The 14,082-nt window shown below is 55.4% G+C and carries 12 protein-coding genes and 1 tRNA gene; 8 read left to right on the top strand and 5 right to left on the bottom strand.

Annotation, left to right across the window (positions count from 1 at the left end):
- Nucleotides 1-86: 86 nt before the first annotated feature.
- The 5 genes from msrB to N5098_RS17025 all read left to right on the top strand — a co-directional run bounded on the left by msrB (nucleotide 87) and on the right by N5098_RS17025 (nucleotide 4,352).
- A complete protein-coding gene (gene msrB / locus N5098_RS17045; protein ID WP_267639041.1) occupies nucleotides 87-488 on the top strand; it encodes a peptide-methionine (R)-S-oxide reductase MsrB in 402 nt (133 codons plus the stop codon).
- 62 nt (nucleotides 489-550) lie between these two features.
- A complete protein-coding gene (locus tag N5098_RS17040; protein WP_267639040.1) occupies nucleotides 551-1,519 on the top strand; it encodes a DUF7978 family protein in 969 nt (322 codons plus the stop codon).
- A gap of 222 nt (nucleotides 1,520-1,741) precedes the next feature.
- Nucleotides 1,742-3,220, top strand: coding sequence for a hypothetical protein (locus tag N5098_RS17035; protein WP_267639039.1), 1,479 nt, complete (start codon nucleotides 1,742-1,744; stop codon nucleotides 3,218-3,220).
- An 86-nt stretch (nucleotides 3,221-3,306) separates the two neighbouring features.
- Nucleotides 3,307-3,391 (top strand) — tRNA-Leu (locus N5098_RS17030).
- A gap of 259 nt (nucleotides 3,392-3,650) precedes the next feature.
- The gene (locus tag N5098_RS17025; RefSeq protein WP_267639038.1) at nucleotides 3,651-4,352 is read left to right on the top strand and encodes an HAD family hydrolase; all 702 of its coding nucleotides are present in this window, start codon (nucleotides 3,651-3,653) and stop codon (nucleotides 4,350-4,352) included.
- Nucleotides 4,353-4,543: 191 nt separating this feature from the next.
- On the opposite strand, the gene N5098_RS17020 is transcribed toward N5098_RS17025, so the two are convergent.
- Nucleotides 4,544-6,769 carry a CDC48 family AAA ATPase gene (locus tag N5098_RS17020; RefSeq protein ID WP_267639037.1) on the bottom strand — a complete coding sequence of 742 codons (2,226 nt, stop codon included), beginning with the start codon at nucleotides 6,767-6,769 and terminating at the stop codon, nucleotides 4,544-4,546.
- 117 nt (nucleotides 6,770-6,886) lie between these two features.
- On the bottom strand, nucleotides 6,887-7,879 hold the full coding sequence (locus N5098_RS17015; RefSeq protein WP_267639036.1) for an NAD-dependent epimerase/dehydratase family protein: 993 nt from the start codon (nucleotides 7,877-7,879) through the stop codon (nucleotides 6,887-6,889).
- Nucleotides 7,880-8,068: 189 nt separating this feature from the next.
- Between N5098_RS17015 and N5098_RS17010 the strand changes: the two genes are divergently transcribed.
- The 3 genes from N5098_RS17010 (at nucleotide 8,069) to infB (ending at nucleotide 12,075) form a co-directional block, all read left to right on the top strand.
- A complete protein-coding gene (locus N5098_RS17010) occupies nucleotides 8,069-9,196 on the top strand; it encodes a pyridoxal phosphate-dependent aminotransferase (RefSeq protein WP_267639035.1) in 1,128 nt (375 codons plus the stop codon).
- Nucleotides 9,197-9,495: 299 nt separating this feature from the next.
- On the top strand, nucleotides 9,496-9,891 hold the full coding sequence (locus N5098_RS17005; protein ID WP_267639034.1) for a hypothetical protein: 396 nt from the start codon (nucleotides 9,496-9,498) through the stop codon (nucleotides 9,889-9,891).
- A 375-nt stretch (nucleotides 9,892-10,266) separates the two neighbouring features.
- Nucleotides 10,267-12,075 carry a translation initiation factor IF-2 gene (gene infB / locus N5098_RS17000; protein WP_267639033.1) on the top strand — a complete coding sequence of 603 codons (1,809 nt, stop codon included), beginning with the start codon at nucleotides 10,267-10,269 and terminating at the stop codon, nucleotides 12,073-12,075.
- Between the two features lie 13 nt (nucleotides 12,076-12,088).
- Here the strand turns inward: infB and N5098_RS16995 are convergent, their stop codons facing one another.
- The 3 genes from N5098_RS16995 to N5098_RS17660 form a co-directional block, all read right to left on the bottom strand.
- Nucleotides 12,089-12,322, bottom strand: coding sequence for an HVO_2901 family zinc finger protein (locus tag N5098_RS16995; protein ID WP_267639032.1), 234 nt, complete (start codon nucleotides 12,320-12,322; stop codon nucleotides 12,089-12,091).
- 151 nt (nucleotides 12,323-12,473) lie between these two features.
- Nucleotides 12,474-12,899: a DUF7988 family protein gene (locus tag N5098_RS16990; protein WP_267639031.1), complete on the bottom strand. Its 426-nt coding sequence runs from the start codon at nucleotides 12,897-12,899 to the stop codon at nucleotides 12,474-12,476.
- 110 nt (nucleotides 12,900-13,009) lie between these two features.
- Nucleotides 13,010-13,894, bottom strand: coding sequence for a sensor histidine kinase (locus tag N5098_RS17660; RefSeq protein WP_267639030.1), 885 nt, complete (start codon nucleotides 13,892-13,894; stop codon nucleotides 13,010-13,012).
- Nucleotides 13,895-14,082 lie beyond the last annotated feature (188 nt).

Raw genomic sequence — 14,082 nt, 5'->3', positions numbered from 1 at the left:
CAGGCCCTCTGACGGATGAATCTTACCTCAGAAGGACCCGAAACCGGCCAATTATATGTAGCGAATGCATACTTACACTCGACATAATGAGCGAACACGACGCGCCTGAACGAGACGAAGAGTGGCAAGAGATCCTAACCAAAGAAGAGTACAACGTACTCAGAGAAGGCGGTACAGAGCCACGATTCAGCGGTGAACTGCTCGATATCGACGAGGACGGTATCTTTGCGTGTGCCGGCTGTGGGTCAGAACTGTTCCACTCCGAGAAAAAGTACGATTCGGGGAGTGGCTGGCCGAGCTTTTTTGATGTCCTCGACGAAGGTAACATCGAAACACAGGTCGACACGAGTCAGGGAATGCGCCGTACTGAGGCCGTCTGTGCGAACTGTGGCGGCCACTTGGGCCACATCTTCGACGACGGTCCAGAACCAACCGGCCAGCGATACTGTATTAACTCTGCATCGCTCGACTTCGAGCCTGACGAGTAGTCGTTATCACTCAGGTAAATCACCCCCGAAACTTTTTATTCGCTGTCGTCGCGCACACATGTGTGAGCGATATAATCGACTTCAACAAACTGGGGGACCGTTTTCGAGGCGTCCCGCTGCTTGGCGGGCTTCTTGGAGGTATCCTTTCGTTTATCACTGGATACCTCGCATTCTTGGGGCTCGCTGCGGGAACTGGGGACGGTATCGACCTCGAAGCCCAATCGCTTCGGCAGGTCGGACAGTTCTTCTATAACTCGCTTCTCGTGCCAACACACGAACAAACTACGCAAGTCTTTGAGAACGAGGCCCAAGGCGAGACAGTCGTACAGGAAACCATCCGAGATATCTGGTATAACCCGTTTTTCGAATCAGGGACCGTCGATGTAGAGACCAGCACGTATTTGGATGGAAACCTCTACAATGAGCAATCACAGACGCTGACAGCCGAGAATCCTGGTTCGTTAACGCTGCCAGAGTTGACATTTCCAGATATTGTCTATCTTGCCATCCCGGTTGTGGTGTTGCTCGGCATCGGCTTTTTGCTTGCCTACCGGTTCGTCTCGCTTGAGGGTGCCCAATCGTGGGATGATATTTTGACCCGGAGTCTCATCACTGGCGGGACGATGACACTCGGCTTTGCTCTCTTGGTTCTTGCCGGACTGTTCCTGTTCGTCATCGATGGCGTCGCTCTCTTTTCAGGTCTGTCAGGAGAAGACGTGTTTACTCGCCCAGAACGGGTTCCCGCGCTCATGTTTGGGTTAGCCTATCCCGCCGTCTGTTCGTCGGTAGGTGCGTTTCTGGGGCTCGTTGCGCAGCGACCGTCCTTTGACCGTGACGAACACGACAGAACACCAGATGAAGCGACCGAGACGGAGAGTGCGATAGATGGTGGTGGTTCACACGACGACAGCATAACACAGGACCGAACTCATTCCGAAGAATCGGATTCCGAAGAGTCGGATAGAGAAGCCGAGCCAGCGGCCCAATCAGCCAGTACCACAGACTCAGCTCCCAGTACTGACAGACACTGATTACGTCCACCGACAGCAGCTCCACTGCTGTTCGTATCTACAGACTTAGAGTTGGCGAGCGTTTTATTATTGCGTGCGACAATAGTTTGGTAGTGATTTCCTATCACCAACGACAATAGCGGTAATCGCGGCGGTGATGGGGGAACATACACCGAGCAGTCACTACCCCGGTCTTTCTCTAGCGATATCGTTGAAGATACTGACAAGATTCAGTTCGCTCTTGTGAACGAAAATGGGCTTATTCGGACGGACGGAGATAGCCAAGAGCAAGTCGAGATTCCAGTCGGGTTGATTGTGACTGAGAAAGAGCTTGTCTTTGGGGCGGTTGACAGTGACGGTTCGAATGCCGTCTCTTTTGGGTACGGAGAGCTTGCAAGCGTCGACGTGACGGAGAACGCGCTCGTATTCACGACCAGTGATGGGGTACACTGGCGGTTTGTACTCCCGGACTCTGTGCATGACGGTGTCGATGGTGCCATCCGCCATCTGAGTTGGGTAGGTGACGTTCGAAATCACATCCGTAGCACTGTAAACGATGTCGAGTTGGCGACTGGACAAATCCGCGCGCTCAGGGACAACCACGAGTGGGGGGCTGCAGTTGATACCTACCGGAAAATACGCACCCAGCTCGATGCAGTTATTTGCATGGTTCAGACGACAACACCACTGTCTGATGGCACTCTCTCACCAGAACTTGCTAACCTTGACCGCCAGCTAGAAAGCGCGTGTGCTCGCCTGTACATCGACCGTAGCCGGTCACAACTCGAACTTGTGAGTCACCTCCTTGAGTGTCAAGACTATGAGCAAGCAGAAACTGTGTTTGGGCGTGTTATCGATTACTACGACCATGCGCAGTGCCACTCCGAAGAGATTAGACGCGCCGATGCGTTCCAGTTCGGACGCCAGCGTACGCTTGTTGATGACCTCGAAGCACTGCGTTGGGATATCGATACCACCGCGGCAGAACCGGTCCAACAGGCCAAGGAGGCGACGGTACGGGCCGAGACTGCCGAGACACTTTCGGCGGAGATTGACCATCTCGAAACGGCGCTTGACCGGTACCGTGGGATTCAGACTGTTGCGTGGTACGGGTACCTTGCCAACGATGCCGAAGCCATACAAGAGACCAGCAAACAGATTGGCACACAACTCATCGACTGTCACGAGCGCGCTGCACGGACCAAGTGGAATGACGGCTCCCGGCTTGAGACCGAGAACTGGCTTGAGGATGCGATTGAGGCATGTACCGCCGCAACGGAGCACCTCGAACGCGCTCACGAACTTGCTGAAACGTTCGACCCACAGAGAGTTTCTGCATTCGAGTCACGACTGAACCAGATGTTCGATATTCTCCTTGGGATGCAAGACACTGCAAGAGGAAGTGGTACGGTGAAAAATACCAACTCAAAAGAGACCGCTGACACAGGCAACGACGTGACCGCCGATAACCTTCCTTCTGTTCGGACCACTGACAGCCACCAGCGACCGACGCTCGATGATGTTGCGGGGCTAGACCTTCACCATGATATCACGCTCGACTTAGACGGTGAGTCGAGGCCGCTCAACAATTCACAGAGAACAGACAAGGAGTTACCGGCTGATGTCGACGGCCTTGACGACGCTAGGGACGACACAGACAACACAACAACTGAAGACGAAACTCATTCGGAGCCATACCAAACGTCTAATCGAACGGAGTAGGTCCTGATTTGGAAAGTAGAATCGCATTACCTATAACGGTCCAGTTGCTACGCGGGATTACAGGCCGCCAAACCTGAAAACAGTGCGCGAGGGTAGCCAAGCCTGGCCAACGGCGGCGGACTCAAGATCCGCTCCCGTAGGGGTCCATGCGTTCGAATCGCATCCCTCGCACTGTGAGGCGCGTTCGCGTCTCGATACACGGCGTGCGATGCCGTGAACTGCGGCCCACGCGGGCCCTCGCACCAGTGCGGAAGACCCACGGAAGCGGTCTTCCCTCGCACCATTTCCTACTCAACGCTGTCCCACTGAGCAGTGAGCTTCTCCACCGACCGGACTAATTTCAATCAGTGACCGGCTATGGCTCTTATTCGATAGTGACGTTCGATGTCTATCCGTCACGTTTTATTCTGGATACGGTCGCTGTATGGGTATGGACTCTCGAAACATCGAAGCGATTTCGTTCGACCTTGATGACACACTTGTGCAGTACACACGACCCCCTGGTGATGTCCTTCAGGTGTGTTTTGATCGGCTCGGAATCGCCCCAATATTTCGTGTCGAGGAGTATTATGCTCGATACGATGAGTTCGCGAAACAGTGTGACTCGATGGACGAACTCCGAGCAGAATGTTTTGCTACGCTCGCTGCGGAGAACGGACAGGAGCGACACCTCGGAAGGGAGGTCGCAGCGGTGTTCAGCGACGAACGCGACCAATCGAACGTAGAGCTTTTGCCATCCGTTGGCAGCCTCCTTGATGAACTTGTCGACGAATATCAGATTGCTATCGTCACCAACGGCGCACGGGACGCACAACAAAAGAAAATCGAGGCTGTTTCTCTCGACCAGTGGGTCGAGACTGTTGTCATTGCGGGACACGACACGCCACCCAAGCCCAACCCAGAACCGTTTGAACGCGTACTGCAGTCGTTCGAATCAACCCCAGCCACCACAGTCCACGTCGGTGATTCGCTCGAAACTGATGTTGCCGGCGCAACCGCTGCTGGACTTGCGTCTATCTGGGTCTCAGCACAGCCGAATGTACACGACTATGACCCGACGTTCAGTGTGGATTCGGTGGACGAGATACGGCCACTCCTGTTGGAGACCGCGTCAGAATCGGAGGGGAACTAAATCGGTGGTCTGTCGCGGGAGTAACTGTCTATGTTGCTCGAGTTTGAAGACTCGACTCTGATTGGATTCCCTATTGTGCCTTTGTGATACGAACGTGGAATGTCATCATCGGTGTCCGTTTCCTTGACTTGGGACTGCTTTCATCTGGTGTTATATTGCGACAGATTCGAACGAGAGAGACGGACAGAGAATTACTGGAAGCCGACACGACCGCCGGGACGACGGTCCGAATCGGGACCACTACCGCGGAACTCTTCTTCCATCTGTTCGTAGTACTCCCGAATATCGTCGGTGACGGTCGGCCTGACGTTTTCAAGCGCCTGCCGGAAGTGACGCATCGTCACTTCGTCGGCATCCTCATCTTGCCGGAGCGCCTCGATGGCTGCCTCCTGGGTAATCGTTTCGAGGTCGGAGCCAACGTAGCCACCGCTGATTTCCGCAAGCTCTCGCAGGCTGACATCCGCTCCGAGCGGCATGTCGTCCGAGTGAATCTGGAGAATCTGCTCGCGGCCCTCAATGTCGGGTTCACCGACCATCACAAGGCGGTCGAACCGGCCCGACCGGATGAGTGCTGGGTCGATCATATCCGGACGGTTCGTCGCGCCAATGACCATCACTTCACCCATCTCTTCGAGCCCGTCCAGTTCGGTTAGAAGCTGGTTAACCACGCGCTCAGAGACGTTCGATCCGGCATCGCCACCACCACGACCGGGTGCAAGCGAGTCCAGTTCGTCGAAGAAGATGACTGTCGGAGCCACCTGCCGCGCCTTCCGGAACGTCTGGCGGATTGCCTTCTCGCTTTCACCGACCCACTTCGAGAGAAGTTGCGGGCCACGAACACTGATGAAGTTTGCGTCTGTCTCGTTGGCGACGGCTTTGGCCATCAACGTCTTGCCCGTTCCGGGTGGACCATAGAGCAAGACGCCCGACGGTGGCGAGATACCCATACGGTCAAACTTCTCGGGCTTGTTCATTGGCCACTCGACACTCTCACTGACTTCTTTCTGTGCAGCTTCGAGGCCGCCGACGTGATCCCAGTTAATCTTGGGTAACTCGACGAGCACTTCCCGCATCGCGCTTGGAGACACTTCATTGAGTGCGCCGCTGAAGTCGTCGCGCTTGATTATCATCCGGTCGATGAGACTTGGCGGGATATCTTCTTCGTCGAGGTCGATTTCCGGGAGGTAGCGCCGGAGCGCCTTCATTGCCGCCTCTTTTGTGAGACTCTCGATATCAGCGCCGACGAAGCCGTGGGTTTCCTCGGCGAGTCGACCAAGGTTCACGTCGTCTGACAGTGGCATGCCACGAGTGTGTATCTGGAGAATCTCTTCGCGGCCCGTCTCGTCGGGGACGCCAATCTCGATTTCGCGGTCGAACCGGCCCGGCCGACGGAGCGCGGGGTCAACCGAGTCGACACGGTTCGTTGCCGCGATGACAATAACTTGACCTCGCGATTCTAGACCGTCCATCATCGTCAGAAGCTGGGCAACGACACGGCGTTCGACCTCGCCGGTCACATCCTCGCGTTTGGGTGCGATAGAATCCAGCTCGTCGATGAAGATAATACTGGGTGACTCCTCGCTTGCATCCTCGAATATCTCCCGGAGCTGTTGTTCAGACTCGCCGTAGTACTTCGAGATAATCTCCGGTCCCGCAATAGAGAAGAAACTTGCGGATGTCTCGTTGGCGACAGCTTTTGCCAGCAACGTCTTTCCTGTTCCTGGTGGGCCATGCAAGAGCACCCCCTGTGGCGGCTCGATGCCGAGTTTCTTGAATATCTGGGGGTGTTTCATCGGCAGCTCAACCATCTCACGGACTCGCTGAATCTCTTTTTGCAGGCCGCCGATATCCTCGTATGTGATACCGCCCCCGGTCTTCTCGTAGCCAGAGATTGGCTCTTCACGGAGTTCGACGTCGGTATCTTCCGTGATGAGGACAACACCCGCTGGTTCGGTTTCGACGGCGATAAGCGGAATCGCCTGTCCGGGCGAGCGCATGAACGGATGGTTCGTCGAGGACATCACCGGCACAATGTCGCGCTCGACGACCGGGCGTTTCAGAATCTGCCGTTTGACCATCCCGGCGGCGTCGCTCCCAAACTGGACGCTCGCCTCTTCAGGCGGCGCGAGCACGAGTGAGTCCGCCTTCTCGGCCTCTGCTTTTCGAATCTCGACCCGTTCGCCGATGCCCACGTCGGCGTTTTGACGGGTGAAACCGTCGATACGAACAGTATCCGTGTTCCAATCCTGACGGTCCGCACGCCAGACTTTTGCGGCGGTCGTGTCTGCACCCTCTATCTCAATGATATCTCCCGGCGAGAGTTTGAGATGGAGGAGTGTGTCGGGGTCGAGACGGGCGATTCCACGTCCCGAGTCGTTGGGGTAGGCTTTGGCCACCTCCAGTTGCACTTCATTCATAGTAAGCTGTGATGTATTGACATTCAGTTACCCCGAGAGAAATGCTTTGTGCTACCGGCGGTTGTCAAGGGGTTCCTCTGTCGGTTGGTACCCCCAATTGACAGGTGATAAGGGCAGTTACAACCCAAGTTCTTCCAAGACTGCCGTTTCAGCCTCACGTTCGGGGCCGGGATCGCGTTCTGGGTCGACTGGTCCCTCGATAGCGTTCTCGAAAGCACGACGGGGTGAGAGTGGCTCCCAGCCCAATGCTGAGAGTTTCTCTGTTGAGAGGATGTGTGGGTCCGGATTGTACAGCGGGAACTCCGTCGAGTCAATACCGCCAGTATCGAGTTCGCGCTCGCTTGCAGTCACGATTTCGACATCTTCGTCGAGAATGCTTGCGATAGTTTCGATTGTCTCGCCGAGCGTACAGATTCGCCGGTCGCCGACGTTGTAGACTTCACCTGCCTCGCCCGCTTCGGCGACCGTTCGGAGCGCCCGAACAACGTTCTCGACGGCAACAATATGGTGGATATTTGTTCCGTCGCCAGGGACGAGAATCTGGTCGTGGTTCCGGACGCGGTCGACCCAGTACTCAAAGCGGCCGGTGTAATCGTGGCTTCCGTAGACGATGGTTGGCCGGACGCTCATCGCTGGGAACCCATGCGTGGCGGCCTCAAACACCCGCCGGTCACCTTCAGCTTTTCGTGGCCCGTACGTCTCGGGGCTATCATCGACAGCCTGTTCGTCGCTACACGGTTCCATCGGTGTTTCGCCCTCACGCTTTGGAATTTCGTCGACCCCATAGGCGTCGCCACTGGAGATATAGACGTAGCTCTCAATGGCGTGACTCTCAATGTCGTCGAGCCACCGGGTTGCCTGTTCGACTTCACCGGGGTAGTACGCAACCATGTCAAAGACAGCTTGTGCTTCAGACTCTACGGCGGCTTCGGCGATGGCTGCCCCGCTTTGTCGGTCTCCAGTGATGTGATTTACGTCGCTGTGGTCCTCGAAGGGATTGGCGTGTTTCCCCCGATTAAGCAGTGTGACTTCGTAGCCGTTATCGAGTAATTCTTCGACGAGATGGCGGCCAATAAATCGTGTGCCGCCGATGATGAGTGCGCGGTCCATACCATCGAATTGACCGGCACGTTTGAAAAAGAGTCGATAGCGGCGAACACTCTCCGAGTGTCCGTGTGCCGGAATTGGTGATGTCTGTGGCTGGTGCTGTGGCTGCTGTTTGGGGGTCTTCTTGTGTCGGGGGTTCGGATGGCTGCCGTAACCTCAAAAGTTATCTCTCTGCCGAACGCCGTGTTTAATATGACTGGCTTCTCACGGCGGGTCGAACAGGTTTCGATAAGCGGTATCCGCGAAGTCTTCGAAGCAGCAGGCGACGACGCTATCAACCTCGGTCTCGGTCAGCCCGACTTTCCGACACCAAAACACGCACGACAGGCGGCGATTGACGCAATTGAGGCCGGTGACGCCGACGCGTACACTTCGAATAAGGGAACCGAAGGGCTTCGGCAGGCCATCGCCACCAAGCACGCCCGGGACAACAACCTCGACGTTGACCCGGAGAACGTCATCGCCACTGCGGGCGGAAGCGAGGCGCTTCACCTTGCAATGGAGGCCCATATCGACGCCGAGGATGAGGTGCTCATTCCGGACCCTGGGTTCGTCGCATACGAGGCACTGACCAACCTTGCCGGCGGGACGCCCAAATCTGTTGCCCTGCGTGACGACCTCACGCTTGACCCTGCTGCTGTCGAGGCAGCAATCACCGACGACACGGCGGCGTTTATTGTCAACAGCCCCGGTAACCCCACTGGCGCGGTCCAATCCGTCGCAGACATGCGTGAGTTCGCCCGCATCGCCGACGAGCACGATGTCCTCTGTATCACCGACGAGGTGTACGAGAACATTGTTTTTGACGGCGAGCACCGCTCACCGCTGGAGTTCGCCGACTCGGGGAACGTCGTCCTCGTCAATGCCTGTTCGAAGAGCTATTCGATGACAGGGTGGCGTCTTGGGTGGGTGACCGGTTCGCACGAGCGCATCGAGCGGATGCTGCGCGTCCACCAGTATGTGCAGGCCTGTGCCAGCGCACCCGCCCAGTACGCCGCCGAGGCAGCACTGTCTGGGACACAGGAACCAGTCGACGAGATGGTTTCTGCCTTTGAGCAGCGCCGCGACGTGGTTCTCGATGGACTAGAAGACATGGGGCTCTCGGTCCCGACTCCCGAGGGTGCGTTCTATGCGATGCCCCAAGTGCCTGAGGGCTGGGTCGACGAGGTAATCGACCGTGGCGTCGTTGTCGTCCCCGGCGAAGCCTTTGGTGACCACGGGGAAGGCTATGCCCGTCTCTCCTACGCGACGGATACGGAGACGCTTAAGGAAGCACTCGACATCATGTCGGAAGCGACAGCCGCTGTTACCGAACTGTGATGAAAACGTCCCGGCTTTAGCGTGGGACAGAAGTCACGTAACAACGACCGCTATCTTTTGGGCTAGCACTGTTACGGCGGTGTCAAGATATCGCTCTGAACGGCCAGCACGTTCATATTGTCACTCCTGTTGGTTGTTTCATCGAGGCTGTCACCTGCTTTGGCGATATTCTTGCCCACGTTTGAGACGATTCTATGGTACTGTATTCTCTGGACGTATTTACTGGAGTATAAACATCACACATTACTCGAACAGGGAGCCCGTCGATACAATCTTGAGGATGCAGGCCAACTGGTAGTATGGACCGTCTCTATCCCCAGCATGTCCCAATGTACGAGAGTGACGAGCAACGCGAGCGGCTGTGGGGTCGTTGTAGCAAGCGCGGCGAACCTGTCATAGCGATCCGGAATGCCCGCCGGGGGTTCATTGTCAGATACGACCTTCAGCATTTAGACAACGAACTCACCGACCCAGCACTCCGTCAACTTCGCGACCACACCGCCGAGTTCCAGCCCTATCCAACCGGCGATATGGACCAATTCCCGAGCGGAACTGACCCCCTCTCACAGGCCGAATCGGTCGGTGGTGAGGCCGGTGCAGTCTCTGGAGATTTACATACACCAAGCGAGACAGCGGCCCGAAACCTTGCATCACAGCTCTCGGCAGTTGTCTTTGACCGTTCGAACTGGCGCTGAATCACTCCGTCGAGTAATCTAAGTGTGCGTTGCTCTGTCGCGTCCATTCGAGAGGCTTATTTTTTGAACTGCCCGTGCAGTCGACTTCGGTGTCGGCCTTTTTACTGTCTGAAATGACAGAGACTCTCTTGTACTCTCAGAGAAAGGGCAGTTGTCGACGAGTGAGTTGAAGCGGGTGTCCAGATGATGGCTACCGCCGAGTCGGTCAAGGTGTTTGGACAACCACTGACGAGCTTGTCTCTTTTTGTGCCTTCGGAGCTGTTTCTACGGTACTCCTCTTCGAACAGTCCCTGGGGTAGCACCTCAAATGGCCGGGCATCGATTGACTTAAATGGAATCACCGGCTGGTTACAACCAGTTCTGAGGTGAGACGGGATGTCAGATAACGACCATACGACAGAGGGGGAGCCAGGAGCACTCCGCACGCCAATTGTCGCCGTGCTGGGCCACGTCGACCACGGAAAGACGAGTTTGCTCGACAAGATACGTGGCTCCGCCGTTCACGAGGGTGAGGCAGGAGCGATTACACAGCATATTGGGTCGACGGCTGTCCCGCTCGATACCATTTCAGATATCGCGGGTGAACTCGTTGACCCCGACGATTTCGACCTGCCTGGATTGTTATACATTGACACGCCCGGTCACCACTCATTTTCGACGCTCAGGTCCCGAGGCGGTGCGCTCGCGGATATCGCTATTCTCGTTGTCGATGTCAACGACGGGTTCCAGCCACAGACTCACGAGGCAATGGATATCCTCGCCAGAACCGGGACGCCATTTATTGTCGCAGCGAACAAGATTGACACCGTTCCAGGCTGGAACCCCGAACCGAATCGCCCCTCAAAAGTTGCTATTGAATCCCAGAGTGACCGCGTCGAATCCGATCTGAACGAACGTCTCTATGAAATTATTGGCCAACTCTCCAGCAAGGATATCTCCGCGGATATGTACTGGCGTGTCCAGGACTTCCAATCTAACGTCGGCGTCGTCCCAGTGTCTGCCGAAACCGGCGAAGGAGTTCCGGACCTGCTGACTGTCCTTATGGGTCTCTCACAGCGGTACATGAAAGACGAGATGGCTATCGACGTTGGCGGGCCTGCTGCCGGGACGGTTCTCGAAGTCAAGGACACGCAAGGATTTGGTACGACCATCGACGGAGTCATCTACGATGGTACGATTCAGGCTAATGACACCATTGTCGTCGGCGCGAAGCCGAACTCGATTGTAACTGAAGTTCGGGCATTGCTTCAACCGAAACCGCTGGCCGAGATTCGCTCTGACGAAGAGTTCGAACAGGTTTCTGAGGTAGCCGCCGCCGAGGGCGTAAAAATCGCTGCACCTGACCTCGACGACGCGATGGCAGGTGCACCCATCCGGGTTGTCCGCGACCGCGACACGTCAGATGTGGTCGACCTTGTCCAGCAGGAACTCGCCGATATCGAAGTATCGACAGATGATGACGGGTTGACAGTCAAGGCCGACACTCTCGGTAGTCTTGAAGCACTCGTAAGTACACTCGAAGAGTCCGAGATTCCGGTAATGGATGCGAGTGTGGGAGATGTTGCGCCACGCGACGTGCGGATGGCTGAGACAGCTTCATCTTCCCAAGAGCAGAGCATCCTCGCGTTCAACGTGGATGTCCTCGACGACGCCCAACAACTAGCTGACCAAGAAGACGTGCGCCTGTTTGGACACGATGTCATCTACCGACTTATCGAGGAATACGAGGAGTACGTCGAAGAAATCGAAGAAGCTCAACAAGAACAGATTCTAGAGAACATTACCCGCCCCGCACGGTTCAAGATTCTCCCAGACCACACATTCCGCCAGTCCGATCCGGCGGTCGTCGGTGTCGAAGTGCGTGGCGGCCTCCTGCGCCGGAACTCGAACGTTGTTCTGTTCGATGGTTCCACACCTGACCGCGTTGGCTCTCTCAAGACGATTCAGGATGAGGGCGAAGATGTTGACGAGGCCCGCACTGGTGAACGCGTTGCTGTGTCCATCGATGGGCCGACTGTCGGTCGGCAGATTAAGGAAGGCGATGAGCTATGGGTCGAGATTCCAGAAAAACACGCAAAAATTCTTGAGCAAGAACTCACCGAAGATATCTCTGCCGACGAACGAGAGGTTCTTTCGATGTATCTTGACAAACATAGAAACCGCGACCCCTTCTGGGGGAAGTGACTGATTAACGAGCTTATGCCGTAACACGAACGTCTTTTACGCGGTGGAGGTCTTCGCCAATACCGCCACCATCGCAATCTGATTCCGGACATCGGTAATGCCATCCGTCTTCTGTTGCCTCCTGTTCTGCAAATCGTGCGCCACAACTGTCACAGAACAACTGCCCGGCTTCGCAATTATCCTGGTGGAGTTCGAGTTCGAGTTCCGAACTGAATGTCCGCTTACAGTCCCTGCAGGTCTGGGTCATACCAGTAATATTTGCTGTTCTCTCTTAAAATTCCACCGGAACGTTCACCTCTGTCGGTTTCTCTAATCTTACTGTTGATACTGGGCGCTCAGTGACCGACTTAATATTTATCTACATTTGTATGTCTGAAAGTAATCAAAGCAAATAATTATTATTTCTCACGGAGTTTCACCGTGAGACAGTGCTTCGGATTGGCGCTTTTATGTCGATAAGCACGTGGCCGATGTTGGACTGCAAACAGGTCAAAGCGCACGACAAGTCTGCGCCCGTTATCGAGCGTCACGCGACAGAGTGGACCCCGACTGGTGACAACAAAGTACGGCGGTGCTGGGACTGGTTGGCCTTGGACTGTCTGTCCGGCCGCCGTGAGAGCGCTCGTCACAGCATCGAGCAGTCGCCGACGAACGTCTTCCCCCAGTCGATTGGCAAGTGGCTCTGTAACTTGGTGTGGCTCAGTTACGGTCGTCCCAGACCACGATGTGGCGACGGCTCGGCCAGCCTCACACACTGCTATCACTGCCTCGCGCTCAGCGTTGAGAAGCTGGCGCTGTACCTGTACACTGACCCGGTCATCCATATGATGGCTTTGCTGTGGCTGCTGGAAAATAGCCGCGGTTCCGGTACTGTTGCCGGGCGAGTGTTGGCTTCGATTATGCCAGGTAACCGCTCCGATACATTCTCTCCCGGTTACGCTGTCAAATCTGGAATGTCCATGAGGACCGTCGAATTATCACTGTCGACCTCAATGTTTCCATCGAGACGAGTAACACACCACTTGATAATCCAGAGTCCAATCCCACTCCCGTGGAGAACCTGTGTCTCCTCTTCTTTGCGGAGCGGTTCGAGTTCGCTTTCTGGGATACCCGAGCCGTTGTCTTCGATACGGAGGTTGAGAGCGTACTTTTCTTTGGCCGCTGGACGAGCGGTTATCTCGACGACTGGAGAGTCTGGGTCGCCATACAGCAGAGCGTTCTCGAATGTCTCTTCGAGGATGTTCTGGAACAGACGTTTGTCGCTGTCGAGTTTCAGTTCCTCAGCCGAATAGTCACAGTGACACGTCAGGTCGTGGTGACTCTCAAAACGTGCCACTATTTCGTCGATTGCTTCTTTAACGTCGAATCGAGCCAGTTCGAGCGGAGAATCGATTGCCATTTGCTCGATTTTTCTGGCTTTCTCGACGGTATTGAGCAACTCGGTTGTCTGGCGTCTTATCTGTTCAACTGACTCTTCTGGGTTGTCAGCGACGGTCTCAGAGGCGTTGAGGATGATATTGAGCTTGTTCCGGAGGTTATGTCGCAGAACGCGGTTGAGGATTTCGTAATATTGGTCCCGGAGCTTTTCTGTCGTTGGGTCATCGGAGAGCAAGCCGAGCTTTTCAAGCGACGCCGTTGGGTCGTACGTAATATTGACACTCTGGAACAGCTCATCCTTGACCTGAATAAATGCAGTGGCATCTTCACTAAACCGCTCGTTTTCGGGGTAGACACCGAATGCAGTGCCTTGATGTTCTAGGAACAACTCATGTTTCAGTGCAATTTTGCTCTCCTGTTCGACCACCGTTTCAATAGTCACGTCAACTACCTCAAATTGCTTATCGTGGCGTTTGAGTCGGTCGAAATACTCTTCATGATTGTACCCGACGCCGTTGATAGTAATGAGGGTGTCATAGAACAGTTCTCATACCAGAGAGCAGGGTGAACGCTGAGGTGGTATGAGCCCAGCGACCCTGCAAGATAATCCTACGGTAGAGACGTTCTTCA

Source organism: Halovenus rubra, from assembly GCF_026586665.1.
Classification (GTDB): domain Archaea; phylum Halobacteriota; class Halobacteria; order Halobacteriales; family Haloarculaceae; genus Halovenus; species Halovenus rubra.
Note: the sequence above shows the minus strand (reverse complement) of the source record. Positions and strands in the feature narration are given on the sequence as shown.

Excerpts from the sequence above, each read along its gene's own strand:
- msrB (WP_267639041.1), top strand. The coding sequence starts at position 87 with ATGAGCGAACACGACGCGCCTGAACGAGACGAAGAGTGGCAAGAGATC.
- N5098_RS17025 (WP_267639038.1), top strand. The coding sequence starts at position 3,651 with ATGGACTCTCGAAACATCGAAGCGATTTCGTTCGACCTTGATGACACA.
- N5098_RS17020 (WP_267639037.1), bottom strand. The coding sequence starts at position 6,769 with ATGAATGAAGTGCAACTGGAGGTGGCCAAAGCCTACCCCAACGACTCG.
- N5098_RS17015 (WP_267639036.1), bottom strand. The coding sequence starts at position 7,879 with ATGGACCGCGCACTCATCATCGGCGGCACACGATTTATTGGCCGCCAT.
- N5098_RS17010 (WP_267639035.1), top strand. The coding sequence starts at position 8,069 with ATGACTGGCTTCTCACGGCGGGTCGAACAGGTTTCGATAAGCGGTATC.
- N5098_RS17005 (WP_267639034.1), top strand. The coding sequence starts at position 9,496 with ATGGACCGTCTCTATCCCCAGCATGTCCCAATGTACGAGAGTGACGAG.
- infB (WP_267639033.1), top strand. The coding sequence starts at position 10,267 with ATGTCAGATAACGACCATACGACAGAGGGGGAGCCAGGAGCACTCCGC.
- N5098_RS16995 (WP_267639032.1), bottom strand. The coding sequence starts at position 12,322 with ATGACCCAGACCTGCAGGGACTGTAAGCGGACATTCAGTTCGGAACTC.
- N5098_RS16990 (WP_267639031.1), bottom strand. The coding sequence starts at position 12,899 with ATGGATGACCGGGTCAGTGTACAGGTACAGCGCCAGCTTCTCAACGCT.